This window comes from Actinomyces sp. (assembly GCF_030530635.1).
Taxonomy (GTDB): Bacteria; Actinomycetota; Actinomycetes; order Actinomycetales; family Actinomycetaceae; genus Actinomyces.
In genome coordinates this window covers 98,391-124,847 of the sequence record NZ_JAUMUL010000003.1, presented here as the reverse complement: position 1 = coordinate 124,847, position 26,457 = coordinate 98,391, and the positions used below count along the sequence as shown (strand labels likewise).

Below are 26,457 nucleotides of genomic sequence, written 5' to 3'. Positions count from 1 at the left end.
CATGACCGCATTGTTCCCGCCGCCGTTGCTTTCCGTTGCCACCGCTCGCGCCCTGCGCGCGCCTGTGGAGGTGCCGGCCACGCCCGACGCCGATTCCGCCCGCCGCGCCGCCGCGGAGGAACTGTCCAAACCCGTGTACCGGCATCAGGCGAACGGTCTGTGGGAACGGATATGGCAGTGGTTGACCGACCACCTGGACCTGCGCTCCGCCGTGCCCGGTGCACCGCCGTGGCTGTCCGTCCTGCTGGTGGCGGTGCTGGTGATCGCCCTGCTGGCGGCACTGGTGGTGTTGGTCACCCGTATCACCTGGGCTCGGCGCGCCGCCCGTACCGGCGCCCCGCTGTTCGAGGATGATCGCGACGCCGCCGCCCTGGCCCGGGCCGCAGATGCCGCCGCCGGGCAGGGCGACTGGGCAACAGCCGTCGTTGAACGCTTCAGGGCGGTCGTTCGCTCCTTGGATGAGCGGGGAGCCATTGAGGACTATCCGGGGATGACCGCGCATGAGGCGGCCAGGCTCGCCTCCGGGCCTTTGGCAGAACTGGCGGGACAGATGGATGAGGCCGCCCGCCTGTTCGACGCCGTGCGCTACGGGCGGATAGAACCCACTTCCGCTCAGGACACCTGGATGCGTGACTTCGCCGACCAGGTCGCCCGTGCCGTCCTCGTCCCGGCATCCCAGGCCGAACGGGTGATCGCATGAGCGCAGCCGCAACGACGCCAAACCGTCCCAGTACCACCGGATCGGCGGATGTAGATGACCAGGTGGTCGGCGTGCGCCTGGGCGAGCGGGTGCGCCGGTGGCGTCCCTTCTTGGCCGCCGGTACGCTACTCGTACTCGTCGCGCTGGCCACCGTATGTACCACCCCCCATGCCTCCAAAGTTCCCTATGCGATCGACAATCCTCACCAGAACGGCACTCGGGCACTGGCCGAACTACTACGTGCCGAGGGCGTAGACGTCACCAATGCCCGCTCGACCGAGGAGGCCGTCAGCTCCGCCGCGGTGAAGGGCACCGTAGTCGTGCTCAACGTCGGGCAGCTGAGTTCCTTCAACCGCCGGCAACTCGCCGAGTCCGGTATGGACGTGGTCGTACTGGGCGCCCTCTTTCAAGATCTGAGCGATCTGACCGAGCTCATTCCCACCGGCACCTCCGCAGACGTCGGCACCGCCCTCAAGCCGGAGTGCCAGGATCCAGACGCCGTGGCCGCCCAGGAGTTGGCGGGCTCCACCGGCTCGGTGGGCCTGGTAGGAGCCCAGGGCGCCGTCGGCTGCTTCCCGGTTGGTGAGGACGCCTACGCCTATGCCACCGCCGAACTCGACGGAGGCGGCACGCTGCGGGTGATAGCCGATCCTCGGATCGTCACCAACGCCAAACTGACCTCCGCCGGCAACGCCGCCCTGGCCATCCGCGCCCTGGGGCACAATCAGCGGCTGGTCTGGCTGGACGCCTCCCAGACGAGCGTCATAACGACTGTCTGGGACAATCCCCGCCAGCCGCCCTGGCTGCCGGTGCTGATACTGCTCGGTACGGTCGTCGTCGTGACGCTGGCATTCGTGCGCGGGCGCCGCTTTGGACGGCTCGTATCCGAGGACTTACCGGTAGTGGTGCACGCCACCGAGACCGCCGTCGGGCGAGGCCGTCTGTACCGGCGCGCCGGCGACCGCGAACGCGCCGCCCAGGCACTGCGCGCAGGCGCCGCGCTGCGATTGGGACGCTCCCTGGGATTGCCCGTCTCCGCCCCCCGCGAGGAGCTGCTGGAGGCGGCCGCACGAGCCGGGGGCCGACCCGCCGCAGAGATCGACCATGCCCTGTACGGGCCCACCCCCGCGCACGACCAGGCCCTGACGGACCTGGCAGTGCGCCTGGAACAAATCGAGAGCGAGGTCCAACCACGATGACCACTCCCCCCAACCCGCAAGACGAGTCTGCCCGCCAGATCAATGAGCGTGACGCACCCACTACGGCACTGCCCACCGGCGATGCTCAGGGATACGGCGTCGCTCCGAGCGGTCGCGACGACGCTAACGACCCGCGGCATGCCGCCGCTGCCACCGCGCCGACCGACTCCGGCCCGACGCAGGCCCGGTCGCAGACACCCGCAGGCGGCACGGACCCGCGCTCACGACTGGTATCCGTGCGTTCCGAGGTGGCCAAAGCGGTGGTGGGACAGGACCCCGCGGTCACCGGACTGGTGATCGCCATGCTCGCTGGCGGACACGTGCTGCTAGAGGGCGTGCCCGGAGTGGCCAAGACCCTGCTGGTGCGGTCGCTGGCCGCCTGCCTGAATGTGGACACCAAGCGTCTGCAGTTCACACCCGATCTGATGCCCGGCGACGTGACGGGATCGCTCATATACGACGCGCGCACCGCCGAGTTCTCCTTCCGGCAGGGCCCGGTATTCACCAACCTGCTGCTGGCTGATGAGATCAACCGCACACCGCCCAAGACACAGGCCGCCCTGTTGGAGGCCATGGAGGAGCACCAGGTCTCGGTGGAGGGCGCCCCGCGTGCCCTGCCGGACCCGTTCATGGTGGTGGCCACCCAGAACCCGGTTGAGTACGAGGGCACTTACCCCTTGCCGGAGGCACAGCTGGACCGCTTTCTGCTCAAGCTCGTACTGCCCCTGCCCGACCGCGGCGAAGAGATCGAGGTCCTGTCTCGTCACTCCACCGGCTTCAACCCCCGTGACCTGCGGGCGGCCGGACTGCGCGCCGTCGCTTCCCCCGCCGACCTGGCGGCCGCCCGCGAGCAGGTGCGCACCGTGGACGCCTCACCGGAAGTGCTGGCCTACATCATCGACCTGGTACGGGCCACTCGCACCTCCCCATCCGTGGCGCTGGGCGTGTCTCCCCGCGGGGCGACGGCGCTGCTGGCGACGGCTAAGGCCTGGGCCTGGTTGTCGGGACGCGGCTTCGTCACGCCAGACGACGTCAAGGCGCTCGCCCTGCCGACTCTGCGCCACCGCATCCAGTTGCGGGCCGAGGCGGAGCTCGAGGGCGTATCAACCGAGTCCGTCATCAACAGTGCACTGCGCTCAGTGCCGGTGCCCCGCTGACCCACTCCGGCGGAGGACCATCCGGCTCGGGCTCGGCCTCGGTCCGGATGCCAGCACCCCATTATCAGATCGCCGCTGAGAGGAGGCACCCGTGTATTTGACCATGCGCACCGTCTGGCTGTTGGCCGCCGGAACCGTATTGGTGCTGCTTGAACCCCGGCCGGGCACCGTGCTGGCGTGGACGGCCCTGGTGGCGCTGCTGGTAGTCGTAGACGTGATCGCGAGCCCCTCACCGAGGGGTCTACGCGCCACCCGGGCGGTGGCACGCACTGTGCGTCTGGGAGAGACGACGACGAGCGCCCTGACCCTGACCAACACCACCGGCCGCGGAATGTCACTGCGGGTGCGGGATGCCTGGCCGCCGTCGGCCGGGGCGTCCGGAGAGCGTCGAAGGCTGAAGCTCCCCGCCGGGAGGCGGAGGCGGATACACACCGCGCTGACGCCCACCCGCCGCGGAGACCGCACCGCCGACCTGGTTACGGTACGTGTGCGCGGCCCGCTGGGCCTGGCCGGGCGGCAGGCGTCGCTGACGGTGCCCGCCCGACTGCGGGTGCTGCCCACGTTCTCCTCCCGCCGTCACCTGCCCAGTCGACTGGCCCGACTGCGGGAGCTGGACGGGCGTAGCGCCGTCATGGTGCGTGGAGCTGGTACCGAGTTCGATTCCCTGCGCGAGTATGTAGTCGGCGACGACGTACGCTCCATCGACTGGCGCTCCACGGCCCGGCGGGGAGAGGTCGTGGTGCGCACCTGGCGACCGGAGCGGGACCGACGCGTACTGATCGTGGTGGACACCGGGCGGATGGCGGCAGCCCGACTCGAAGACGCCCCACGGCTGGACGCGCAGATCGAAGCGATGCTGCTGCTGGCGGCACTGACCTCGCGTGCCGGAGATCGCGTGGATGCCGTCGCCGTTGATGTGGAGACCCGGGCCCAGGTGCGGGGTGTTTCCGGCACCTCCCTGCTGGGTGCACTTGCAGACACCTTCGCCCCGCTGCAACCGGCACTGGTCGAGACCGACTGGACGCTGGTGGCCGAAACGGTGGACACCTCCCTGTCACAACACGCCTTCGTGGTGGTGCTCACGGGCCTGGACGGCTCGGGTACTAGTGCGGCCATGCTGCGGACCCTGGCCCGTCTGGCCCGCAAACACACGGTGGCGGTGGCCTCGGCGACCGACCCCGGTCTGGACAGACTGCGCTCACGGCGTGAAGACACCGAGTCGGTGTATACCGCCGCCGCCGCCGAACGGGATCTGGTGGAACTCGATGCAGTGCGAGCACGCCTGCGCCGCTCCGGTGTGGAGGTAGTGGAGGCCGAGCCGGGCGCTCTGGCCCCTGCGCTCGCTGACACCTACCTGGCGCTCAAAGCCGCGGGGAGGCTCTAGTGCGGTCCCGGATTACGACGCGGATCGGCTCAGCCGACCTCGTCCTGGACGGCGCCGGCCTCCTCCGCGGTGATGTCGCCGGTGTGTCCGGCCAGGGCGGCACGGCGTCCCAGCAGCAGCGTGTACGCCCAGAACACCACCAGGGCAAGCAGTCCAATCGCGCCCTTCAGAACCCAGGGCATCTGGGCCGGAGTGACGAAGGCTTCAATGAATCCGGCTACCGCGAGTGCCGCTGTCAGTCCTACCGCGACGGTGATCAGGGAACGGCCCTCGGCGGCCAGCGCGACGCCACGCGACCTCTGGCCCGGGACGAGCATGGTCCAGAACAGTTTCAGGCCGGCGGCGCCCGCTACGAACACACAAGTCAGTTCCAGCAGGCCGTGCGGGGTGATCAGGGCGAAGAACTGCCCAAGCAGGTCGTGGTCGGCCATGATGGCGCCGGCCTGACCGACGTTGACGGCGTTGACGAACAACAGGAAGGCGGGCAGCACGCCGGTGATGCCGCCGGCCACGCACAGGGCGGCCAGTCGCGCATTGTTGGTCCACACCAGGCCCGCGAACTCACGCGCGGCGTAGTTGGAGTAGTAGGCCTCGAAGGACTCCTGCGCGTAGGTGTCGAGTTCGCCCCGAGTGCCCAGAGTACTCATCGCCTCCGGGGTACGCAGTACCCACACACCCACGATCACGGCAATGGCCACTTCCACCACGGTGACCGCCACCGTCCACCAACGCAGACGGTACAGGGCCGCCGGGACGCTCTCGGCCCAGAAGCGACGCAGATCGCTCGCGCGAGCCTCACGAGTACCGGTGATGCGGCCGCGCGCGGATGCGATGCGAGTGGACAGCTGAGCCAGCAGCACCGGATCCGGGGCGCCGGTGCGAATGCGCGAGAAGTGGCCGGCCGCCGCCCGGTACAGGGTTACCAGTTCGTCCACCTCGGCTCCAGTGAGTCGACGCCTGGATGTCAGCCGGTCCAGACGGTCCCACTGGTCACGGTGCGCGGCCGCATAAGCATCAATGTCCACGAGGGGAGTCTGTCATGATGAGTGGAGCTGACGCCTCATCCGAGCGGATGATGACGCCGGATCTGATGGTGACCGGGGAGGCCGTCGCCCTGGAGGTGTTCTCGGCGTCCCCTGGCGCACGCATTCTGTCCGGGATTATCGACTACATCCTGTACGCCGCAGGCCTGGTCATTACGGTGATCACGGGCATGATAATCGGCGATCGGATCTTTCCCAATCCCTCCGATGCCCTGGTGGTGTCGTTGCTGTCCCTGGTGGTTCTGGGCTGGCTGGTGGCGGTGCCTCTGGGGGTGGAGGTACTCACGCGGGGGCGTTCAGCCGGCCGTATGGTTACCGGCTCCCGCATTGTTCGCGACGACGGCGGGGCCGTGCGACTGCGCCATAGCCTGGTGCGGGTGTTGGTGGGAGTCCTCGAGATCTGGTTGTTCGCCGGTATACCGGCTATGGCGACCTGCGTGGTGACCCGACGCGGTAAGCGCCTGGGCGATCTGCTGGCGGGCACCTATGCAGTGCGTGACCGCAACGGCGCCCAGGACGCACCGCCGATCCTCATGCCGCCGGAGTTGGCCGCGTGGGCCGCCGACGCGGATCTGCGTGCTCTGCCGGGGCACCTGGCGCTGGTTGCGCGCACCTTCCTGCAAAGGGCCTCCTCCATGCAGCCGCAGGCACGATCACGCCTGGCCATGCAGTTGGCGGCGCAGGCCGAACCCTACGTGGCGCCCCCACCCCCGCCGTACACCCACCCGGAGCGGTTCCTGGCCGCGGTCCTGGCGGCACGGCGCGACCGCGAGTTCATGTTGGAACACCGCGACCGGCAGTTGGAGGATCGTTCTCGGGCCGCCCTGCAGGCCCTGCCGCATGGGGTGGCTCCACCCGCCTAGTCCTCCGCCTTGTCCCCGCGCAGTACCCGCAGGTGACCGCGGCGGCCGATCTCCCCGTCTCCCAGTCCCGTCAGGTGATCAGGCAGCGGATCGGTCAGTGAAGTCGGCAGCAGACCGGTGGGCCGACCGGCGTGCTCGGCAGGCTGCGGCTTTGGGCGCGGCGTCCGTGAGGCCTCCCGGACGGCGTCGGCCAGCGCAGTCAGATCATCCTCCGATGGCGGGGCGGGCTGGAAGTCGGTGGCGAGCCGGATCACCTGCCAACCGCGTGGCGCCGTGAAGGATTCCACGTGCCTCTCGCACAAGTCATAAGCCTCGGGCTGCGCCTGCGTGGCCAGAGGGCCAAGCACGATCGTGGAGTCGGCGTACACGCTGGTCAAGGTGGCGACCGCCGGATTCTCGCAGCCGGGCCTGCGGCAGTGTCGGACTCTTCTCACGCCCGCAGGCTACCGCGGGCACGACACAGGGCGTGGGAGCATCGGCCTCGTGCCGGGCGGATTCGATCACGGCGCCCATGTAGGCGGACGCTCAAGAGGACGGGTCGATCTCCTCCGGGCGGCGTCCGAGCATGAGGGCGACCTGCTCCACCACTACGCGGCGGATCAGCCCTGCCAGTTCCGCGTCGTCGGCTGAACGGGAGGTGATGGGACGCCGGTACAGCACTATGCGGGTGGGCAGCCCGGCCCGCGGTTCGGCGCCGAATCCTCGCCCCAGGACCACGCCGTGCTCCCAGGGAGCGGGGTCGGACGGCGGCACCTCCTCTACGGCGAACTGCATCCGCGCGATCTCCGGGTGCCGCCGAGACAGGTCGTCGGCGGCGGCGATGACTGCGGCGTCGAAGTGCTCCGCCCGAGTGCGCCAGGCGGGCAGGTTGGGAGGCAGCAGCGGACCCCGCAGCCCACGCCCATGCCGGTCGCGGCGGCGGGTTGAAGCGGGAACGCGCGCAGGATGCAGGTGAGAGGACCTGGGCATGCCCATCACCATAGACGATCACCGCGTACGTACGGCGCCCCCGCACCCGGACATCAGTGCAGCAGGAGATTGCGGGACCCCTGAGTGGCGGCATCCGGCACGGTAGGCACCACCGAGATGAGTGTGCCCGGCACATCGCCGGACACCTCGGCGGTGACCACGGCAGCCGCAGAGATCCGCGAGCCGCTCGCCCCGGTAATCACCAGTGCCGAAACCTCGTCGGGTACCTCGGGGGTGAGCGTACTGGCGGCCGGGACGGCGACCTGTTCAGTCCAGTCCCCGTCGGCTGCGGCCAGGGTGACGGTGGTATCGGCCCGGTCGGTGTTGGTAAGCACCAGGGTGGTGTCCAAGCCATCCAACCGGGGCAGGGCGAGAGTGGTATCGGCTCCGGCGGCCGCGGCGGCCTGCACCCAGGTGGTGTCGTGGGCAAGAGCACCGGAGCGCTCGGGATACTCCCCCGCACTGCGAACGAGTTTGACTGCTGCACCGACGGGAGCGTCGGAGACGACGTGTACGGCGTACGCCCCGGGCGCAACACCCGCCAAAGAGACGTCGAAGACGGCGCCGGCGTCGACGGTGACGGCAGTGGCACCCGGAAGTTCCTCCTCGCCGTCGGCGCCGATCAGGGAGATCGAGACCTCAGCGGGGGCTTCCGCCGGGTTGACGATGCGCACCGCCGGCGAGTCGGAGGAGGCGGCGCCGGCGATTACCTCCTCCCCCTGGTCCGCGGCATTCACGAGCACGACACCGGGGACGGTCAGGTCGGTGCCGGGGGCGGCGCCGGCGGTGAGAACATCCACGCCCGCGGGGGTCTCGCCGTCCAGCGACTCGGTGACCAGGACGGGAATAAGCGAACCGCCGTCCGCCTCCACCCTCAACGCCAGGCGATCATCCAGTGCCCCGGCGACCTCGAGCAGAACCGTGACGGTCTCCCCGGCTCTTACGGCAACCTGTCCGGAGGAGGGAAGTGTGAGTTCGCCGGTGGATCCGTACAAGTGAATAGTGGCAGTTACCGTGGTGACGCCGGGGTTGGTCAACCGCAATTCCGCGGAGGAACCGATGGCGGCCGAGCCCCCGACGATCCAGGCCACGGATGCCGGCGGAGTGCAGGGGGTAGCGGTGAGACCGCGCAGGTCGCCCCCCGCGGTCAGCGTGGTAACTACGCCGATGGCACCGGAGGAGTTGACGTCGGCCGCCTGTGCCGTGAGCAGACCGCCATCGGCCTGAGTCAGCCTGGTGACAGCTTCTTTGAGTTCGGTGGAGCCGTAGGTGAGGGTTGAATCCGGGCCGAGGGCTGTGATGCTTGTGGACGTCGTCGGCTCGTCTATGTCGACGCCGCCGATGGTGTTGGCGGGCGCGGCGGGACAAGCGTAAATAAGGCTACCCGTGGGGGCGGGAACGGCTGTGGCGGTGACGTTCTGGCTGGTGGCCCGGGGCGTGTCGGTCCCCCACCAAGTCAGGGCGAGGACCGCGGCCAGTACCAGGAGCGCGGAGGCCACCCTGCCGGACACGGCGAACAGCTTACGGCGGCGCGATGCGCTCATACGGTGCTCCTCCTGCGGCGCAGAGGCAGTGCAGCCAGGGCCGTCACGGCCCAGACGAGTCCAATGCCGCCGGCGGCTACGGCGCCTAGGGCGGTGCCGTGCGTAACGATGAGTTCGCCACCGTCGGCGGGGACGACGAATGCCGTGCGCCAGCGGCCGGTGGCGTCGGTGAGGGTACTGGATTGGAGTGGCTCACCATTCAGCGTGGCCCGCCAGGCGCCGTCATTGCGCTCGGCAAGAATGAGCAGACGCCGGCCGGCGCCCGCTTCCAGCCGGGTACGCACCACCGTGCGGCCGGTGCCGGCGGAGGGAACACTGGTTGCGGTGCCGGCGGCATCCACCAGCATGACCCGGGCGGAGTCGGTGGCACCTGCTGGAGCGACGCGCCAGGAGGTTCCGGAACCGGTACGGGCGAGTTGCTCCAGCCCCGGAGTCGCCTCCAAGCCGGCACGGGTGGAGGCGGTCAGGTCATCGCCGGCGGAATCGGTCAGCAGCACGACGGCGATGCCATGGGCAGCCAGGGAGTCGGCGACGGACTCGTCCTGGCCGGCGGCGGCGCGCACCACCAGGTCGGCCAGTTCGGCGTCGGCAGGGTCGTTGAGGACGGTGGTCAGTGTGGTGGTCGCACCCGGAGCCCCGATGGAGCCGACGGTCGGCGCGGTCTCATCAGCGGCCACACGCGCCGCGAACTGTGCGGCCAGGACGTCGGGGGTCACATCGGCCAGTTGGGTTCCGTCACCGCGCCAGATGCGCGCGCGCAGTCCGGCATCGGTCGCGGACAGGATCAGGACCCTCCCGGCGGTGTCGGAGGCCTGTATCTCCGTGGCGATCACTGGGATCCGGCTGCTGGCTGGCTGCAGGGCCATCACCTCGGCATCGCCGCCGGTGGCGGTGGATGAACGGGCTGCCACCGCCCACGCAGCACCCACGGTCAGCGGGGCGGCAAATACGATTGCACTCACGCCGATCAGACCCACACGCACCCAGCGCCTCCATCCGGCGGTGTAAACCGGCGACGCCGCGTACGCGGCGTCGCCGGCAACGAGGGCGGCGGCCAGTAGGCCGGCCAGGGCGAAGGACACGCCGGTACCCGCCCACGCGGTGACCGTAAGAGATCCGGTGCCATCGGCATGGGTGCCGACCGCGGTGACGACGCGGGTGCCGACGGCGGTCAGACCCAGCCCGCCCAGGGCCAGGACGAAGCCGGCACGGGCCCGGTTCCCGCGGCGTCCGCCGGTCAGCAGGCCACAGACCGCGGCCGCAGGAACGAAGGCCAGTAGAACCTTGGCGGTCAGCGCGAGGGCCGGATCGCTGAGCAGTGATTCGACATCGACCGGCATACCCAACAGAGTCTCAATGGTACTCGGCGGGGCGACCGCTACAGGCAGACCGGTGTCGGTGAGAAGATAGCGCAGGGCGTCGCCCGGGTCGCCTGCCTGTGCCAGGCGCAGGGCACGCCACCAGGCGGGTGCGGCAGTGGCCACGACCGGCAAGAGCGTGAGCAGCAGCCGCGGCGCGCTGCGGCGCACACACACTGCCAGCAGGATCAGCCCGCCAATGCTCAGCACGGCGGTCACCGGGGCGACAGCGACGATCAGACTCAGCAGCAGACCTGCGACTGCGGCGGCGGTGGGCGAACCGGGCCCGTAACCTTCCGGGGGCATCACCGCGGCCTCGGTTCCGGCAGCCTGCGCCGCAGCCGTTCCGGTGTCAGTCGATTCCGAGTCGGTCCCGTGCGCGCCGGAGCCATGAGAGTCGCCCGCATCAGCGGGATCCGTGCCGGACGGGGCGTCGACCGACCTCTCTGCCGCCTGCACCGATGTCCCCGGTTCCGGGGCGGCTGCGTCCTCGGTGCTCGCGGTCGGCCTCAGGACGGGGGCGTCGGGGTCGAGCATGGCCGCGTCTGCGACCGCGTCGGAGTACACCGGGATCACCTCGTCCTCCGCCGCTGTGTCATCGGCGACCGAGGCACTGTCTGCCGCCCGATCCGGCGCCTGCTCGGCAGCTGTGTCATCGGCGAGTTCGGCCAGGTCCTCAATGGTTTCGGCCGCGAACCGGTCCAGCTCGTCCTTCTCCGCCTGGGTGGCGTGGTGCGCGCCGATCATCCCTGACAGGATCACGTCGCGCCGGTCCGTCCCCAGCGCGCGGGCGAGAGCCGTCAACGCCCACGGCAGCGCCAGGTGAATGATCACAGCCGTCAGCCGCCCCTGCCCGACCGCCAGCAGTAGCGCCGGCGCCAGCGCCCATACACATGCGGCCCAGGCGCGCAGCGGATTGCGGCGGGTGATCGTGCCGGCGGCGTACCAGGCTCCGAGTGCGGCCAGTGGAATGGCCAGCACCAACAGCAAATGCATCAGGGCGTCGCCGTCGAGACCGAACCAGGAGCCAACCGCCACAGGTGGGGCGAGTACGGCCAATAGGGGGCTTATAGCGGCGGGGTAGCCGTCGCCCGAGACCGCCCAGGTGGACCAGGCGGCGTCCCACAGCTCTCGCCAGCCGGCCCCCAGGCCCGGCAGGGCGCCACCCATTACCGTGCGTGTTACCAGGATCTGCGACAGCCCGACGGCGGCGACCGCGGTCACAACGATCATGACACAGGCCAGGCCGAGGCGGCGCCGTCGGGTCAGGGCGGCCAACTCACGCAGTTCCAACTCACTGCGGGCCGCCTCGCGGGCGGCGCGTTCACGCTCCTGCCGGCGCCGGTCACGGCGGGAGGCACGGATGTCTCCTGCGCTGACATACAGCTCGGCCAACACCGAGCGGCGTACCTCCTGGTGTTCCGCCAGACGCCTGCGGCCGCTGCGGATCGCGGCGGTGCGTCCGGCGACGGCGAGCGCCGCGGCCAATTCGTCGCGGGCCAATGCGGGGGCCTTGGTCAGCAGCCGCCAGGCGGCGCGGGCCAGCCCGAGCATGAGGAACCACACCCTCAGCATCCAAACCGGCCGGGCTGAGAAAGTCGCCCACGCGGTCAGCTGGGCTACACGCCGCGCACGGAACGACCGATCCGGGTCGGGCTCTGCAGCCGCGGCAGGCGGGCCGAGATCGAGCGGCTCACCGGATCCGCGATCCTGTCCGGCCCGGCTTGAGCCGTGGATCCGCTGACCGGGGCGCAGCCCTAGGTAACTGGCGCGACGGTGACGAATGATGGCGTTAGGGACCACCACCACGCGATGCCCGGCCAGACGTACGGCCCGGGACAATTCCAGACCGTCGTCGAAGATCGGAAATGCGCAGGAGGTGCCGTCAAGCTCATCCCAGACCACGCGGTCGATCAGCGCTCCAGCACTGCCCACGGCGAGCATATCGGAACGGTCGTCATACTGACCCTGATCGACCTCCCCCTCAACCACGTCGTTGGCCCGCCTGGCGGAGGCGGTGGTGCGCAGACCTACCTCCAACAGCTCATGGGGTCGGTCCCAGTCGACCTGTTTGGGGCCGGCCAGAGCCACCGAGCGGGCCGTGCGGACGGCTGCGAGCAGACAAGCCAGACAGTCCGGCCCGGGGGCGGAGTCGTCGTGCAGCAACCAGAGCCAGGAGCCGTTGAAGGCCTCCTCGGCGGGCGCGTTGATGCGGGACACTCCACGGACCTCGGCCTCGGAGATCGGAGACATGGCCCCCGTAGGCCCGGTGAGTGGTCCGGATCCGGTTGCGGATGCCGCGGCGGAGGCATCCTCGCAGTCCGTCGGCTGCGTCCCGATATGACGGTCGGCACCTCGCCGGCGCCGTCTGCGATTGCCCTTGGCGATGAGTTCGGCGTATTTGGCCAGGCCACGTTTCACCGCGTCACCGAAACCGGTCGCCTCGGGGGCATGCACCACGCGCACAGCAGCGAAGTCATCAACACCGGAGGCGACCACGGCCTCCTCAATGGGCGTGCCGTCGCCGAGCCCATTAGCACGGGAGGCGACGTCGACGATCAGCAGCACTTCCGGGGCGAGGGACTGATCGGACAACGCGCGCAGGGTCTCAGGCAAGTACGGAGTGACCCCGGCGGAGACGAGGACCGCGAGGACCCCGCCAGGCGCGGACTCCTGCACGGCACCTCCAGCCCGACTCATACAGCGCGCCGTTTGAGCTTACGCCGCTCGCGCTCGGACAGGCCTCCCCAGATCCCGAAGCGCTCGTCGTTGGCCAGTGCGTACTCCAGACATTCCTCGCGGACCTCACAGGAGGCGCACACGCGTTTGGCCTCGCGGGTGGAGCCGCCCTTCTCGGGGAAGAACGCCTCCGGGTCGGTCTGGGCGCACAGGGCGCGCTCCTGCCACGCCAGCGGGCCCTCATCGGGATCGTCGTCGCCGAGCAGAAGAAGGAGCGCCTCGTCGTCGGCGCCGTCAGACCGCTCAAGCGGCCCGTCACCGAGGATGTTCCACACGATGGCCTCCTTTCAGGACAAGGACGATGTATACGTAGAATTACACGGGTGTGAGCCTCCGCGAGTCAAGCCGAGGCCGGGAAATTCACTCAATTGCGACGGCCCGCACACCTCCTTGGAATCAAGTGCGCTCACCCTGACTTTCGCGCGGCGTTACGCGATCCGCGAGGTCCGACCGGATACGCCCGCCGACGACCCCCGCCTGATTCAGGGCACTTTCCTGGGAAAGTACCGTGCGGAAGATTGCGGTTCCGCAACGTCTCCTGCGGGCCGCAGGTAGAGCTGCATACCCGGCGCACCAGATAGGGCCCAATCACTTTCGCCTCGGCGCCCGGTCTGATTGGATCCGGTTGTGCACGACACCCCAGCCGATCCCCTGGCCACACTGCTCCCCTCCGCTACGGACTCCGATCGCCCCTGGCTGGTCTGGTATGCACCCGGCGAGCGTGTGGAGCTGACCGGACGCGTGCTGCACATGTGGCAATGCAAAATCGCCAACCTGCTCGTTGAAGAGGTTATCGGGAACGATCCCGGAGCGGGCCCGCTCGTGCACCTGGGTCTGGGCGTGCACTGGCGCACGATGACCTGGTGCGGCGGCGTCTGGCTGACCGGCGGCACCGTGCTGTTCAGATCCTCCGCCGAAACCGACCGGCCGACCCCGGCCACGCCAGGGCCGCCCCGACCTGTGGACGTGTCGGTGGCATTCACCCACTCCGGGCTGGATGCGAATGCGCAGCTGCAGGTCCTGGTTCCACGCGAACCCCTGGCAGTGCGCTGGCCCGAATCGCTGCCGCCGCTGGTACTCGATGGCGTCGCCGACGTCATGACACGCGCGGACTCCTTCCCGTCCCTGCGAATCGATGGCCATCGTGCAGCGGTTCTGGAGGGAGCTGAGACACGACCGAGGAAACTACCGGGCGACTCGGCGGAGCTGTCGCGCGACGCCCTGGCCGCGGGCACGGTCGATTCGCCCCCAAAGGCAGGCAGCGCTGGACCAGCTCCCGTTCACCCAGGCATCGAGTCTTCCGATCTGCGCGGCGCCGGGCGCGCCGTCATGGTTCGAGCCGATTCACCCCTGGGGGCGGTGCGCGGCGTGCTCGCCGCATGGCGCACCGGCCTAACGGCAGTGCTGATCTCCCAGGACTCCGATGCCGAACTCGTCCGGGCAGCCTGCCGACAGGAGGGCGCTACGGCACATCGGCCTGGACCACCGTCCCCTCCCCCTCAACGGCAAGCGTGCGCTCATCGGCACCGATGAACAGCGCCTGCCCCTGGATCAACCGGGCCTGTCCCGCAGGCGTGGTGATCAGCGTGTCGCCTTCGGTCGCCAATAAGATCCGCGGCCCCCGGCCGGGAACCTGGACGCGCCCGTCGGACGGGACCACCGTGGTCACCATCAGCTCGAAATCGTCCACAGGTGCGTAGTAGGCGCGGGTGGCGCGGGACAGATACTCGGGGGCCGGACGCACCGGTGGCGCCGCCACATAGTCCACACAGGCCAGCATCTGCGGCACATCCACGTGTTTGGAGGTCAGCCCTGCGCGCAGCACGTTGTCGGAGGAAGCCATTACCTCAATGCCCATGCCGGACACATAGGCGTGCACACTACCGGCGGGCACGAACAGCGACTCGCCCGGACGCAGCGTGACGGGATTGAGTAGTAGAGCCGCAGCCACACCCGGGTCGCCGGGGAAGGAGCGCCACATGCTGATCACATTGGAGTCCACCCGCCGCGACGGCGAGGCTCCGGCGATCAGGCGAGCATCGATCTCCGCAACCAGTGCGGCGGTTTCCTCGACCTGCGGCCGGGTGGCGGCGGAGACGAGATCGGTGAATACCTGCCGGATTCCGAAGCGAGTCGGATTCAGCCGCAGGGTGCGGCGCATTCGCCGGGCCAGCGGGGAGCGCAGATCTGCCAGTATCTCCGCTGCCCGCCGGGGTGCCCGGAAACCCGCCACGGCCTCGAAGCGGGTCAGGGCCAGCACCATCTCGGGCTTGTGGTTGGTGTCCTTGTAGTTGCGCACCGCACTGTCCAGGGGCACGCCGGCCTCATTCTCCAGCTCGTAGCCGGCAACGGCCTGTTCCAATGAGGGGTGCACCTGCAGGGAGAGGACCCGGGCGGGAGCGATGAGCTTGAGCAGGAAGGGCAGTCTGGGTCCGAAGCGCCGCGCCACATCCTCGCCCAGCAGGCGCCGCGGATCGGAGTCGATCAGCTCGGCGAGAGTGCGCGTACCGGCCAGGGTGCGGCCGGCCGGGTGGGCGCCGAACCACTGCTCCGCCCATGGTTCGCCGTCCGCCTCAATGCCCAGGAACTCGGGGATGGCCTCGGCTGAGCCCCAGTCATAGCGCCGCCGCGCACCGTCAAGACGTTCCATGGGCGCCAACGGTAGCCGACCCTTCAGTTAAGAGTTCGAACGCCGGCCGGAATCACAAAACGCGTCTGGCCCATTTGCGGCAGAACAGCACGTGGATGGGCCACACTGTGCCCATGCGAGGCATCATCCTGGCCGGCGGCTCCGGCACGCGACTGAACCCGATCACTCTGGGCACCTCCAAGCAGCTGGTCCCGGTGTACGACAAGCCGATGATCTATTACCCACTGAGCACACTCATGCTTGCGGGCATCCAGGACGTCCTGGTGATCACCACTCCGCATGACGCGGCGAGCTTCCACCGGCTGCTGGGCGATGGCTCTCAGTTGGGCGTGAACCTGTCCTACACGGTGCAGGACGTGCCCAACGGACTGGCGCAGGCCTTCGTCCTGGGCGCGGACTTCATCGGCGACCAGCCGGCCGCCTTGGTGCTGGGAGACAACATCTTCTACGGCCCGGGTATGGGCACGCGTCTGCGCCGCCACACCAGCCCCGACGGCGGGGTTGTATACGCCTATCAGGTGGCCGATCCGAGTGCGTACGGCGTGGTGGAGTTCGACACCGACTTCAAAGCCATCTCCATAGAGGAGAAGCCCGCCCGACCCAAGTCCGACTACGCCGTGCCCGGCCTGTACTTCTACGACAACGACGTGGTGGAGATCGCTAAGAACCTCACTCCCTCCGCGCGCGGCGAGTATGAGATCACCGATGTCAACCGCACCTACCTGGAGGCCGGGCGGCTCACCGTGGAGGTCCTCCCCCGCGGCACCGCGTGGCTGGACACCGGCACCTTCGACTCCCTGGCTGACGCCACCGGATTCGTGCGCACCGTCCAGCACCGCCAGGGCCTGAACATCGGCTGCCCGGAGGAGGTCGCCTGGCGCATGGGCTTCATCGACGACGACGGTCTGCGAGAGCGCGCCGAGCCACTGGTCAAGTCCGGCTACGGCCAGTACCTTCTTGATCTGCTCGAGCGCGGCCGCCGCTGACACCCCTAGGGGGCCGGGTGCACGGCTTCCCCAACCCGCAACCACCGAGACCCACATCCCCACGAGCATTGGAGACTCATGACTGACAGCACCGACACGCCCACCACGGAAGGCAGCGGCATTGAGCTGCTCAAACCGCTCGGCGTCGAAACCACCCCAATCCCCGGATTTCTACGCATCGACCTAACCGTGCATGGAGACAACCGCGGCTGGTTCAAGGAGAACTGGCAGCGGGAGAAGATGACGGCTCTGGGACTGCCGGACTTCGGCCCGGTGCAGAACAACGTCTCCTTCAACGACGAGGTCGGGGTGACCCGTGGCATTCACGCCGAGCCGTGGGACAAGTTCGTGTCGGTAGCCACCGGGCGGGTCTTCGGCGCCTGGGTGGACCTGCGCGAGGGACCTACCTTCGGCACCGTGTACACCACCGTCATAGACCCATCGGTGGCGGTATTCGTGCCCAAGGGCGTGGGCAATGCCTACCAGACCCTGGAGCCCAACACCGCCTACACCTACCTGGTCAACGACCACTGGTCCGCCGAGGCCCAGTACACCTTCCTGAATCTCGCCGATGAGACCGTCGCAGTGCCGTGGCCAATTCCGCTGGACCAGGCGATCCAGTCCGACAAGGACCGTGCCCACCCGCGCCTGGCGGACGTCGTCCCCTTCCCTGCCGCGGAGGCTGACGCTACCGCGCCTGCCGGAGTGGGGCGGCGCGTGCTGGTTACCGGTTGCAAGGGGCAGCTCGGCCGGGAGCTGATGAAACAGCTGCCCGAGGCCGGCTACTCCCCCGTCGGAGTGGACCTGCCGGAGGTGGACATCTCCGACGCCGAGGCGATGGCCGCCTGGGACTGGTCCGCCTACGACATCATCATCAACGCGGCCGCCTGGACGAACGTGGACGGAGCCGAGACCATCGAGGGACGGCGCCTGTCCTGGCGCGCCAACGCCACCGGGCCGGCCAACCTGGCCCGGGAGGCATCCCGCCACGGGCTCACCCTGGTGCACATCTCCAGCGAATACACCTTCGACGGAGAACTCGAGCCCCACACCGAGGCCGAGGCCCCCAGCCCGCTGGGCGTGTACGGCCAGTCCAAGGCGGGCGGAGACGCCGCCGTCGAGGCCACTCCGAACCACTACCTGGTGCGCACCTCCTGGGTGGTGGGCGACGGCAAGAACTTCGCCAAGACCATGGCCTCCCTGGCCGCCCGCGGGATCGCCCCGAAGGTGGTGGACGACCAGACCGGCCGGCTCACCTTCACCACGGACCTGGCCGCCGGCATCATCCACCTACTGCGCACCGGCGCCGAGTTCGGCACCTACAATCTGTCCGGCGAGGGGCCGGTGGTCTCCTGGTGCGACGTCGCCAAGCGAGTCTTCGAGCTGGTGGGTCACAGCGCCGACGAGGTGACGCCGGTATCCACCGCCGAGTACTACGCCGGTCAGAAGGGCATCGCCCCCCGACCGCTTCGCAGCGCCCTGGATCTGAGCAAGATTGAGGCAACCGGCTTCACCCCGGCCAATTCCATGGAGCGCCTGGACACCTACGTAGCCGCACTCGGTTGACCACGGTACCCGCCAGGTCGCTCTACCCCGCCATACTCGTAGCCGAACCCGTCATCTAGGATCTTTGCATGCTGATTCCTACCAGTTGTCGCAACCGCCGCCCGCGCTGCGCATTCCAGGACCCGTCGCCCGACCCCGCCGAGCAGGAGACCACCTGTGCCCTCTGCTGAGGCCCATCGTGTCGTGCTTAGACTCCTGGGCTTCACCGGATGGCCGCTGCTCACCCTCGTGACGCCACTGTTGGCCATGCCCGTCGTGGCTCGGCTCGCCGGTCAGGGATGGTCAAGCATGGCGACGGCGATGTCGGTAGGGACTTTTGGTTCCGCTGCTGTCCTGTGGGGATGGAACTATGTCGGTCCCGCCCGTGTTGCCCGGCTGAAGACGGTCGAAGAACTCAACCGTCTGTACTCCGGCAGTGTGCTGAGTAGGGGTCTGCTGTGTCTTGGCGTCATCCCCGCATGCGCCGCGATCAGTGCATGGATCGCCGTACCTTCATTGCGAGTCGCTGCGGCTGCCACGGCAGTTGCTTTTGTCCTGCCCGCGATGTCGCCGCAGTGGTACTGCATTGGCGTAGGAGATGCGCGCCTGTTGGGCTACTTCGACACTTTGCCGCGGGCGCTCTCGACGGTAATCGCTATACCGCTCATGATTGTAAGCGGACAGGTGATTATCTACCCCTGCCTGCTTGCTATCGGCGTGTTCATCGGGTTGATGCTGTTTAGGCGCCGGGTATTTCCTGATGTTTGCGCCGACTACCCCAGCCTGCCCGAGGTGTGGGCCGACATCAGAAGGATGAGCGGGGCAGCCGGCTCTAACCTTGTGGGTGCTGCCTATGGGTACACACCCACTCCCATCGCGACTGCGGCCCTAAACCCGGGACTATCCTCCCGCTTCGCCTCCGCGGACCAGATCTACCGCTACGCCCTGTTTCTCGTCCAGGCCTTGGGCAACGCTCTCCAGGGCTGGGTCCTGGAAGTCGATGGACTCCAGGGGCGCAGGCGCCAGCGACTGGCTATCGTGGCACACCTGGTACTGGGAGTATGTGGCGCGCTCGGTCTCGCCGGTATGACTCCGCTGATCAGTTCTATCCTTTTTGGAGCACAGATTTCTGCCACCTATGCGGCTTCGGCATGGTACGGCGTGGCTTTCTTCGCGATCTCCACGGCGACCCCGCTATTGCGCAATGTCCTCATCCCCGCAGGTCAGGCACGCACTGTTTTCGTTGCTACTGTCGTGGCTGCCATCGGCGGCTTGGGAGTAATGACAGTGGGTGCCGTACTTCGCTCCATGACGGTCATTGCTGCGGGAATGGCCTGCTCCGAACTGCTTATCCTCATGGTCCTCGCTCCCAGCGCCTTGCGCGCCCTGCGACGCATGGACGCGCATGATCAGGCCCGGGCACCGATGTCCGTTACCGCCTGGGCGGAGAAGCCACCTCAGCGACGATGGAGCCCCGGTGATGAGCGCGACTGCCGTTGACCTGCCCGACCGGATTGACCGGGTGGGCGCCGTCGTGACCGCCTTTGCCCCGGGGCCCGGACTCGTCCGGACGGTGGAGAGCCTGACCAGCCAGGTAGATGAGATCGTTGTCGTCGACGATGGGCCCGAGCTGGCTACCGGAGCCACACGGGCGGTCCTCGCCGACTGCCGGGCACACGGCGTGCATGTTGTTATCCACGACCACAACCGAGGCATAGCCGCCGCTCTCAACGAAGGCGCTCGGCATCTCGGTCTGTCCTGCGACGCCGTGCTCACTGTGGACCAGGACTCCCTCCTGCCACCGGGCTACATCGCAGCCCAGATCAAGACCTTCGCCGCGGCACGGGCGGCAGGCATTCCCGCAGGAATGGTTGCGCCCCAGGCCGCGGGCAACATCCGAGGCCTGCCCGGAACCCACGGCCGGGATCATATCGTCGTCGGTGGTGAGCCCATCCAGTCCGGCCTGCTCGTCACCCGCGCGCTGTGGCAGGCGCTCGGCGGCTTCGAGGAGGGCCTGTTCATCGACGGCGTCGACTCGGACTTCTACCTGCGCGCCCTGGATGCAGGGGCAGTACCCGTTGTCGCCCCCGTGTCGATCGAGCACCAGCTCGGCACGACAGTGACCGCGAACCTGGGACCCTGGCACTTGTCGCTGACCCTCGCCGCGGAGTTCCGCTACTACTATCAGGTACGCAACCTCGTGGCACTTGTGCGCCGTCACGGCCGCAAGCATCCACGATGGTGTATCAAGGCTGTCGGCAAGCAGGCTCGGCACCTGATCATTGTCACTGCACTGGTTCCGGGCAGGCGCGGTCGGCTGGCACACGCAGCGCGTGGACTGATGGACGGTCTCGCCGGCCGCAGGGGCGCGCTGGACGGCACGCCCCGGAAAGCAGAAGAAAATGAATGACACCACTCACGGCCCCGGCGATGCTCAGGACGGGCCGGCGAACATCAGGCACCCGGTGGGGCATGCCCAGCACGTGGATTCTTCCCTTGCCCTCGACATCTTCATACCCTTCTGGGGCGACCCGGACTACCTGTATGACGCGGTGCGCTCCGTTCTCGCCCAGAACGACGACCGTTGGCGCTTGACGGTTGTGGACGACTGCTATCCGCGAGACGTCTCCGGGTTCTTCGAGTCCCTCCAAGACCCCCGAGTACGTTATCTCCGCAACGAGACGAACTTGGGCATCATCGAGAACTTTCGCGCATGCCAGCATCTTGCTGAGGCCGAATACACGGTGTTCATGGGCTGCGATGATCTGCTGGGGCGGGACTACGTCTCAACCATCCTGTCCGTGGCCGAGGCGAGACCCGGTGTCGAGATCATCCAACCGGGAGTCGAGGTCATCGATGAGAACGGCTTCGTACATCTGCCATTGAGCGACCGAGTCAAGCGGGTGATGCGGCCGCACGGAACCGGCCTGCGCACGATGCGCGGTCAGGCACTGGCTACCAGCCTCATGCACGGGGACTGGCTCTACTGGCCGAGTCTGGCCTTCCGCACCGAAGCCCTGCAAGCCGTTGATTTCCTGGACGAGTACGAGATCATCCTGGATGTCGGGCTGCTGGTGGATCTCATCATCAGGGGCGCACGGCTCGTACTCACCGACGAAGTCTGTTTCCGCTACCGCCGTCACGCTCAGAGCCTGTCATCAGTTTCCCTAGTGAGCGGGTCGCGATTGGCAGACGAACGACGTTTCTTCCACATGGAGGCCGAACGCTTCGACGAAATGGGCTGGTCGCGCGCGGAGCGTGCAGCACGGGCACACATAACTTCACGCCTGCATGCCGCGACGCTTCTCCCGGCTGCACTGCTGCACAAGCGCTCCGAGGTACCCGGACTACTGCGCCACATCGCCTGCTGAAGCGTGAGTGCACCGAGTGCAGGCGAAACAGCCGACGCACTTCACGTCCTTCAGTGGCACACGCCACGCCGAATCAGTTCGCGCAGGCAGCGCAGCAAAAGCCACCGTGATCTCAGGGCGGCGCGCACACCCCGCGGCCGGTTGGGTGTCTGATTCGACTCGTGAAACCGCCGCAGCACAGTTCGCTGCGGGCAATGCGCCAATGACCCTTGCAGGTTGCCGTACAGGGCGATCCACAGATCATGGGATTCATTCAGGAATGCGGGGAAGGGCAACAATCCGGCGGCAAGGGTTTCGGCACGCACCCCCATAGCACATCCGTAGTACGGCAGATTCCCAGCCAGCACACCAATGACGTTACGCATCCCATGAGTGCGCCGCTGCGGCTTGAGGCGCCAGTCGGACTGGCCGTATGGACCCCGAATCGCCTGAGGCCCGCCCAGTGTGGCTAGGTTGGTCGCCGCGACTCCACGCTTCCGCAGAGCCAGCGTGAGCACCTGAACGTGGTCCTCGGTCCAGATGTCGTCCTGATCGCTCAGCAGGAGGTATTCGCCCCGAGCCAGTTGCAGCGCCTGCTCGAAGGTCCGCACATAACCGCGATTATCCGTACGCGCCATCAGCCGAACCCTGGAGTCGTTTATGGAGCGGACAATCTCCACTGTGGCATCGGTCGATGCGTCATCAACGACGACGAGTTCATCGTCGGTACCGAGCTGTGCCAGGATCGACTCTATCTGCTTTTCAACGTAGCGTTCCCCATTGTAGGTCGCCATGCACACGCTCACTCGGGGCAGTTCTCCACTCATTCGTCCTCTTCATCACCTTTGTCTGTCTGCCCGGGGTGTGAGTCGCCGGGCCTGCCGAGCTTCCGGTCCAGCCTCGAGTAGGAATCGATCAGGCGGAGGACTGCAACGTTCTCGGCCAATACCCGGGTCTCGTCCTCCAGGCGACTGATCTCCAACGAAAGATGCAGGGACACTCCCAGCAGCAGGAGGATCGCCAGAGCGAATAGAAGGTTCGATGGAACCTGTATGCCGAGCAGGCCCGCAATGGCGCCCAGGAGATCTGGAGCCAGCGACAGCACCAGGATTGCGAGCCCCACCAGTATCCACAGTGCCGCGTACTTCTCCCGCAATTTGCGGGATCGCAACAGCGAGATGACGAATAGCATGATGACGCCGGCAATAGCAACGAAGAAAATCTGTGTGGCTCCCATCAGTGCACCTCCCCCTGATTCCGTTTCCCGTTCTCGAGGGGACGGCGCGACGTCCTGTCCACGGGCCGACGCGTCAATGAGATGAGCAGAGCGAACATGGATCGAATTAGATATACCGCCGATTTCCAGGGGTTATTCGACGGTTTGCCCGCCTGTCGCGGCCGCATCGACACCCCCACCTGATTGACGGCCAGACCCGAACGCACCGCTATGACGAGGGAGTCGATCGTGTCTCCGAGGTACTCAGCGGGGTAGTACAGGCAGTACTGATCGATGGCTATCCGGTCGGCCGCCCGGAATCCACTCGTCACATCCGTCAGCCGGGTGCGGCTCAGGCGGCCGACGATTCCTGCCAGTAGTACCATCGCCCAGCGCCGCGGACCGTGTGCCTCGTAAGATCCGACCTCGGTGAAACGAGCCCCGATGGAGATGTTGGCCGCCTTCAGGCCATCAAGGACCCTGTCGATGTCGCGAGGATCATGCTGCCCGTCGGCATCGACCTGTATCGCGCGGTCATAGCCGAACTGGCGGGCGAACTTGTATCCGGCACGCATAGCCCCACCGACACCGAGGTTGTAAGGCAGATCGAGGACCAGCGCTCCGGCGCTCTGCGCAACTTCGGCCGTCCGGTCATCCGAACCGTCGTTCACGACGAGCAGATCGTAACAGGGGACGGTCTCACGCAGCTCACGGATTGTGGAACCAATGACATCCTCTTCGTTCCACGCCGGCATGATGACCAGCGTACGGGGCGCATTGCTCTGCATGAGGCTCCTCTGGGAAGACGGAAGGCGTAGCTCATACTAGATGATCATTGCGCCCACTGCGGGCGGAACCCACTGGCTACGCCTGTCAGCGCCGTCCGATGCCAACGTAGGTGAAACCGGCGGCCTTCCAGTCCTCGCGCGGCAGTGCGTTGCGTCCGTCGATCACGATGCGGCGGGCCACTAGCTCGCCCGCCTTGACGGGGTCGAAGGTGGTGAACTGCTGCCATTCGGTCCCCAAGACAACCAAGTCGGCGTCCTTCAGCGCCTCCTCGATGCTGCCGGCGATCTCGTAGGGCAAGTCCTCGCGGTCGGCCAGGATCGGGCCGGCCGCCGGGTCCATGACCACCACCGAGGCAGACAGGTCGGTGAACTCCTGCGCCAGGTCCAGGGAGGGGGAGTTGCGCATGTCGTCGCTGTCCGGCTTGAATGCCGCACCGAGGATCGCCACCCGCTTCCCAGCCAGCTCCTCACCGACCAGCCTACGGGCGATGCCCACCACGGAATGGCGTACGGCCTCGTTGACCTTGTCCACTTCGGCGAGGAAACCGAGCGCCTGGCCGACACCCAGCTCATTTGCGCGGGCCTGAAAGGCGCGAATGTCCTTGGGCAGGCAGCCTCCGCCGAAGCCGATGCCGGCGCGCAGGAACCGCTTGCCGATCCGTTCGTCCAGACCGATGGCGGCGGCCAGCGCGGTTACGTCGGCGCCGGCGGCGTCGCAGATCTGCGCCATGGCGTTGATGAAGGAGATCTTGGTGGCCAGGAAGGCGTTGGCGGAGATCTTCACCAACTCCGCGGTCTGGTAATCCATCACCAGACGGGGCTTACCCGCCTCAATGATGGGCCGGTAAAGCTCATCGAGGGCCGCTTGCGCAGCCGCCGCGGCCCGCTCGTCGTTGGGCAGACCGTAAACCATACGGTCGGGTTCCAGGGTGTCCTTGACGGCGAAGCCCTCGCGCAGGAACTCCGGGTTCCACACCAGGGTGACGCCGGCGGGAGCGACCCGCTCGGCCAGGCGGGCGGCCGTGCCGACCGGGACGGTCGACTTACCAGCGACGACCTCGACGCCGTCGGCGCACTGGCCCAGGTGCGGCAGCATGCCCTCAACCGCCGCATCCACATAGGCGAGGTCGGCCGCGCCGGTCTCCGACTGGGGGGTGCCCACACCAATGAAGTGCACCTGCGCGCCGGCGATCGCCTTGTAGTCGGTGGTGAAGGTCAATCGACCGGCCTCAACGTTACGGCGCAGAAGCTCCTCAAAACCGGGCTCGAAGAAGGGCGCCCTGCCCTGAGACAGCAGTTCGACCTTACGAGAGTCAACATCGACTCCCACCACCGTGTGACCCAACTCGGCCATCGACGCCGCATGCACGGCCCCTAGGTACCCACAACCGATTACCGAAATACGCATGCGGGCAGATTATCCGATATGTGCCGGTGCTGGGATGCATGTCGGGCCGACAGCGAGGTTCGGCGACTGACCAGCGGCACACAGCCGTGGGTTGCAGATCATACGGACGTGACCCGGAACCGTTCGGGGTGGTCGTGCGCACACGGCCGTCAGTTGACGTGGAGTGTCCATGCACCGAAGACGTAGGCCAGTACCGCCAGAGTTGCCACAGCTATCTGCACCCCCCGCGATCTCAACGCCCAGGCGGCAGGAATCGCCAGCATGGGAATCAGTACCATTGCGTAACGCGGCTGCATGGCTACGGCGCTGCCGAACACCGCGGCGAATGCGACATTCACGGCGGGACCGATCCCCAGCAGCGACACCGCCCCGGCCTGTGCGAAGCGCCGCCGGAGCGGCTCGACTCCGGGGAGCAGCCAGGCGACGGCGACCAGGGCCGCAATCGCCCCCCACAACGCCAGGCTCGGGAACACCGACGCCTGTGTGGCGGCCGGCCAATTCGAGGTGAACAGCCCCAGCAGCGAGTCGTCCGCATAAAACAGGCTACGCGCCAGATCCACCTGCCCGGCAGGATCCCCGGTGAGCTGCTGAGAAGGCACCCTCAACTGTTCCTTGAGCCACATCCAGCCCAGGCCGACGGCCAGCGCCGCAGCCACCGGGACCAGTACGAAAGGCAACCGTAATCGCTGTTCCGATCCAGAAGCGCCTTTATCCGGCTCACCAGGCCGCATCCGGTACCACAACAGGAAGATCACCGCCGCAACGACCGCGAAGCAGTTCTGGAACTTCACCAGAGTGACCACCATCGAAACGACGACAAATGGCCACAAGGCCCACTCCCGCTTGGCATACAGCAGCGCTGCCAGAAAAACGAGGGAACCGCACAGAAGGTTGGGGGCGTCCGGGCTGATGTAGGAGTTCGTGACTCTGAAGCCCGGCATGGCGGCAATCAGGAGTGGCAACGCGCCGACCATCAACCATGATGCCTCCCCCACGCGCCGCAACAGGTATGCCAGTACCAGCATGCCTACGGCCAGCCACAGAGCCCCCGTCAGACGGGCGGCCGTGATCAGCGACAGCCCCGGAAGCACCGCCATGATGGCCTTCGCCATCCACGCAGTTGTGAAGTAGTACACCGGAGAGTGGACTCCGGCGGTGGAATGGCCGTTCCAGGGATAGACGTCTAGCGGCTCGTCCACGCCACACGTCCCGGAATACGTCACGGACTCCTGTTCGAGTCCGAAACCGCGGCAAGACGCCGCCTCCCGGGCAAGGCCATCGACGGTCTGCCCCTCCCGGGCCAGGACTCCTCGCGAGGCCTTGTCGACAGCGTCCACGTAGTTGTACTCGTCGATGGGCGATAGAGCCGGATGCACGTAGACGTAGCGGGCTGTCACTATCGATGCGAGCACGGCGAACAGGACGGTGATGAGCAGCCAGCACACCCAACTCGGCATGGCCGTGAGTCGGGTACGGACCGATCCAACAGATGAGGACATCTAGGCACCTTTCGCTTCAACGGCACCTGATACTAGCCGCATCCGACTCGTTCCCGGAG

Annotated in this window: 23 protein-coding genes; 11 read left to right on the top strand and 12 right to left on the bottom strand. The window is 67.5% G+C overall.

Translation table 11 applies throughout. The annotated features are described in order from the left end of the window. Window position 1 precedes the first annotated feature (1 nt). The 4 genes from Q4A20_RS01975 to Q4A20_RS01960 all read left to right on the top strand — a co-directional run bounded on the left by Q4A20_RS01975 (window position 2) and on the right by Q4A20_RS01960 (window position 4,440). Window positions 2-700: a DUF4129 domain-containing protein gene (locus Q4A20_RS01975; protein ID WP_303119614.1), complete on the top strand. Its 699-nt coding sequence runs from the start codon at window positions 2-4 to the stop codon at window positions 698-700. After that, on the top strand, window positions 697-1,899 hold the full coding sequence (locus tag Q4A20_RS01970; RefSeq protein WP_303119611.1) for a DUF4350 domain-containing protein: 1,203 nt from the start codon (window positions 697-699) through the stop codon (window positions 1,897-1,899). Before Q4A20_RS01975 ends, Q4A20_RS01970 begins: the two co-directional genes overlap by 4 nt. Further along, the gene (locus tag Q4A20_RS01965; RefSeq protein WP_303119608.1) at window positions 1,896-3,056 is read left to right on the top strand and encodes a MoxR family ATPase; all 1,161 of its coding nucleotides are present in this window, start codon (window positions 1,896-1,898) and stop codon (window positions 3,054-3,056) included. The genes Q4A20_RS01970 and Q4A20_RS01965 overlap by 4 nt, the downstream gene beginning before the upstream one ends. A 91-nt stretch (window positions 3,057-3,147) precedes the next feature. Further along, window positions 3,148-4,440, top strand: coding sequence for a DUF58 domain-containing protein (locus Q4A20_RS01960; RefSeq protein ID WP_303119606.1), 1,293 nt, complete (start codon window positions 3,148-3,150; stop codon window positions 4,438-4,440). A gap of 29 nt (window positions 4,441-4,469) precedes the next feature. Here the strand turns inward: Q4A20_RS01960 and Q4A20_RS01955 are convergent, their stop codons facing one another. After that, a complete protein-coding gene (locus tag Q4A20_RS01955) occupies window positions 4,470-5,465 on the bottom strand; it encodes a stage II sporulation protein M (RefSeq protein ID WP_303119604.1) in 996 nt (331 codons plus the stop codon). 14 nt (window positions 5,466-5,479) lie between these two features. On the opposite strand from Q4A20_RS01955, the gene Q4A20_RS01950 reads away from it, so the two are divergent. Beyond that, window positions 5,480-6,346 carry an RDD family protein gene (locus Q4A20_RS01950; protein ID WP_303119602.1) on the top strand — a complete coding sequence of 289 codons (867 nt, stop codon included), beginning with the start codon at window positions 5,480-5,482 and terminating at the stop codon, window positions 6,344-6,346. Here Q4A20_RS01950 and Q4A20_RS01945 read toward each other — a convergent pair. The 5 genes from Q4A20_RS01945 to Q4A20_RS01925 form a co-directional block, all read right to left on the bottom strand. Then, entirely contained in the window at window positions 6,343-6,780 is a 438-nt protein-coding gene (locus tag Q4A20_RS01945; RefSeq protein WP_303119599.1) for a DUF3499 domain-containing protein, read from the bottom strand. The genes Q4A20_RS01950 and Q4A20_RS01945 overlap by 4 nt on opposite strands. 91 nt (window positions 6,781-6,871) lie before the next feature. Continuing rightward, window positions 6,872-7,315, bottom strand: coding sequence for a metallopeptidase family protein (locus tag Q4A20_RS01940; RefSeq protein ID WP_303119597.1), 444 nt, complete (start codon window positions 7,313-7,315; stop codon window positions 6,872-6,874). A gap of 53 nt (window positions 7,316-7,368) precedes the next feature. Continuing rightward, on the bottom strand, window positions 7,369-8,859 hold the full coding sequence (locus Q4A20_RS01935) for a DUF5719 family protein (RefSeq protein WP_303119594.1): 1,491 nt from the start codon (window positions 8,857-8,859) through the stop codon (window positions 7,369-7,371). Next, window positions 8,856-12,917: a glycosyltransferase gene (locus tag Q4A20_RS01930; protein WP_303119591.1), complete on the bottom strand. Its 4,062-nt coding sequence runs from the start codon at window positions 12,915-12,917 to the stop codon at window positions 8,856-8,858. The genes Q4A20_RS01935 and Q4A20_RS01930 overlap by 4 nt, the downstream gene beginning before the upstream one ends. Continuing rightward, a complete protein-coding gene (locus Q4A20_RS01925) occupies window positions 12,914-13,231 on the bottom strand; it encodes a WhiB family transcriptional regulator (protein WP_303119588.1) in 318 nt (105 codons plus the stop codon). The genes Q4A20_RS01930 and Q4A20_RS01925 overlap by 4 nt, the downstream gene beginning before the upstream one ends. Window positions 13,232-13,583: 352 nt before the next feature. Here Q4A20_RS01925 and Q4A20_RS01920 point away from each other — a divergent pair, with 352 nt between their 5' ends. Continuing rightward, on the top strand, window positions 13,584-14,489 hold the full coding sequence (locus Q4A20_RS01920; RefSeq protein ID WP_303119586.1) for a TIGR03089 family protein: 906 nt from the start codon (window positions 13,584-13,586) through the stop codon (window positions 14,487-14,489). Here Q4A20_RS01920 and manA read toward each other — a convergent pair. Continuing rightward, window positions 14,419-15,606: a mannose-6-phosphate isomerase, class I gene (gene manA / locus Q4A20_RS01915; RefSeq protein ID WP_303119583.1), complete on the bottom strand. Its 1,188-nt coding sequence runs from the start codon at window positions 15,604-15,606 to the stop codon at window positions 14,419-14,421. The genes Q4A20_RS01920 and manA overlap by 71 nt on opposite strands. A 113-nt stretch (window positions 15,607-15,719) precedes the next feature. Here manA and rfbA point away from each other — a divergent pair, with 113 nt between their 5' ends. The 5 genes from rfbA to Q4A20_RS01890 all read left to right on the top strand — a co-directional run bounded on the left by rfbA (window position 15,720) and on the right by Q4A20_RS01890 (window position 21,508). Then, window positions 15,720-16,592, top strand: coding sequence for a glucose-1-phosphate thymidylyltransferase RfbA (gene rfbA, locus Q4A20_RS01910; protein ID WP_303119581.1), 873 nt, complete (start codon window positions 15,720-15,722; stop codon window positions 16,590-16,592). Window positions 16,593-16,670: 78 nt separating this feature from the next. Then, complete coding sequence (locus Q4A20_RS01905; protein ID WP_303119578.1) at window positions 16,671-18,158, top strand: bifunctional dTDP-4-dehydrorhamnose 3,5-epimerase family protein/NAD(P)-dependent oxidoreductase; 1,488 nt, start codon at window positions 16,671-16,673, stop codon at window positions 18,156-18,158. Window positions 18,159-18,314: 156 nt separating this feature from the next. Then, window positions 18,315-19,637: a hypothetical protein gene (locus Q4A20_RS01900; RefSeq protein ID WP_303119575.1), complete on the top strand. Its 1,323-nt coding sequence runs from the start codon at window positions 18,315-18,317 to the stop codon at window positions 19,635-19,637. Further along, a complete protein-coding gene (locus Q4A20_RS01895) occupies window positions 19,618-20,547 on the top strand; it encodes a glycosyltransferase (RefSeq protein ID WP_303119572.1) in 930 nt (309 codons plus the stop codon). Before Q4A20_RS01900 ends, Q4A20_RS01895 begins: the two co-directional genes overlap by 20 nt. Then, the gene (locus Q4A20_RS01890; RefSeq protein WP_303119569.1) at window positions 20,540-21,508 is read left to right on the top strand and encodes a glycosyltransferase; all 969 of its coding nucleotides are present in this window, start codon (window positions 20,540-20,542) and stop codon (window positions 21,506-21,508) included. The genes Q4A20_RS01895 and Q4A20_RS01890 overlap by 8 nt, the downstream gene beginning before the upstream one ends. A gap of 50 nt (window positions 21,509-21,558) precedes the next feature. On the opposite strand, the gene Q4A20_RS01885 is transcribed toward Q4A20_RS01890, so the two are convergent. The 5 genes from Q4A20_RS01885 to Q4A20_RS01865 form a co-directional block, all read right to left on the bottom strand. Then, on the bottom strand, window positions 21,559-22,314 hold the full coding sequence (locus Q4A20_RS01885; RefSeq protein ID WP_303119566.1) for a glycosyltransferase: 756 nt from the start codon (window positions 22,312-22,314) through the stop codon (window positions 21,559-21,561). After that, window positions 22,311-22,724, bottom strand: coding sequence for a DUF2304 domain-containing protein (locus tag Q4A20_RS01880; RefSeq protein ID WP_303119563.1), 414 nt, complete (start codon window positions 22,722-22,724; stop codon window positions 22,311-22,313). The genes Q4A20_RS01885 and Q4A20_RS01880 overlap by 4 nt, the downstream gene beginning before the upstream one ends. Continuing rightward, a complete protein-coding gene (locus Q4A20_RS01875) occupies window positions 22,724-23,491 on the bottom strand; it encodes a glycosyltransferase family 2 protein (RefSeq protein ID WP_303119562.1) in 768 nt (255 codons plus the stop codon). The genes Q4A20_RS01880 and Q4A20_RS01875 overlap by 1 nt, the downstream gene beginning before the upstream one ends. A gap of 85 nt (window positions 23,492-23,576) precedes the next feature. Next, a complete protein-coding gene (locus tag Q4A20_RS01870; RefSeq protein WP_303119561.1) occupies window positions 23,577-24,899 on the bottom strand; it encodes a UDP-glucose/GDP-mannose dehydrogenase family protein in 1,323 nt (440 codons plus the stop codon). Window positions 24,900-25,048: 149 nt separating this feature from the next. Continuing rightward, the gene (locus Q4A20_RS01865) at window positions 25,049-26,398 is read right to left on the bottom strand and encodes a hypothetical protein (RefSeq protein ID WP_303119558.1); all 1,350 of its coding nucleotides are present in this window, start codon (window positions 26,396-26,398) and stop codon (window positions 25,049-25,051) included. Between the last annotated feature and the right edge of the window lie 59 nt (window positions 26,399-26,457).

Coding starts and splice junctions, on each gene's coding strand:
- Q4A20_RS01930 (WP_303119591.1), bottom strand. CDS start 12,917: ATGAGTCGGGCTGGAGGTGCCGTGCAGGAGTCCGCGCCTGGCGGGGTC.
- Q4A20_RS01875 (WP_303119562.1), bottom strand. CDS start 23,491: ATGCAGAGCAATGCGCCCCGTACGCTGGTCATCATGCCGGCGTGGAAC.
- rfbA (WP_303119581.1), top strand. CDS start 15,720: ATGCGAGGCATCATCCTGGCCGGCGGCTCCGGCACGCGACTGAACCCG.
- Q4A20_RS01965 (WP_303119608.1), top strand. CDS start 1,896: ATGACCACTCCCCCCAACCCGCAAGACGAGTCTGCCCGCCAGATCAAT.
- Q4A20_RS01885 (WP_303119566.1), bottom strand. CDS start 22,314: ATGAGTGGAGAACTGCCCCGAGTGAGCGTGTGCATGGCGACCTACAAT.
- manA (WP_303119583.1), bottom strand. CDS start 15,606: ATGGAACGTCTTGACGGTGCGCGGCGGCGCTATGACTGGGGCTCAGCC.
- Q4A20_RS01935 (WP_303119594.1), bottom strand. CDS start 8,859: ATGAGCGCATCGCGCCGCCGTAAGCTGTTCGCCGTGTCCGGCAGGGTG.
- Q4A20_RS01975 (WP_303119614.1), top strand. CDS start 2: ATGACCGCATTGTTCCCGCCGCCGTTGCTTTCCGTTGCCACCGCTCGC.
- Q4A20_RS01890 (WP_303119569.1), top strand. CDS start 20,540: ATGAATGACACCACTCACGGCCCCGGCGATGCTCAGGACGGGCCGGCG.
- Q4A20_RS01895 (WP_303119572.1), top strand. CDS start 19,618: ATGAGCGCGACTGCCGTTGACCTGCCCGACCGGATTGACCGGGTGGGC.
- Q4A20_RS01970 (WP_303119611.1), top strand. CDS start 697: ATGAGCGCAGCCGCAACGACGCCAAACCGTCCCAGTACCACCGGATCG.
- Q4A20_RS01905 (WP_303119578.1), top strand. CDS start 16,671: ATGACTGACAGCACCGACACGCCCACCACGGAAGGCAGCGGCATTGAG.
- Q4A20_RS01880 (WP_303119563.1), bottom strand. CDS start 22,724: ATGGGAGCCACACAGATTTTCTTCGTTGCTATTGCCGGCGTCATCATG.
- Q4A20_RS01865 (WP_303119558.1), bottom strand. CDS start 26,398: ATGTCCTCATCTGTTGGATCGGTCCGTACCCGACTCACGGCCATGCCG.
- Q4A20_RS01950 (WP_303119602.1), top strand. CDS start 5,480: ATGATGAGTGGAGCTGACGCCTCATCCGAGCGGATGATGACGCCGGAT.
- Q4A20_RS01940 (WP_303119597.1), bottom strand. CDS start 7,315: ATGCCCAGGTCCTCTCACCTGCATCCTGCGCGCGTTCCCGCTTCAACC.
- Q4A20_RS01870 (WP_303119561.1), bottom strand. CDS start 24,899: ATGCGTATTTCGGTAATCGGTTGTGGGTACCTAGGGGCCGTGCATGCG.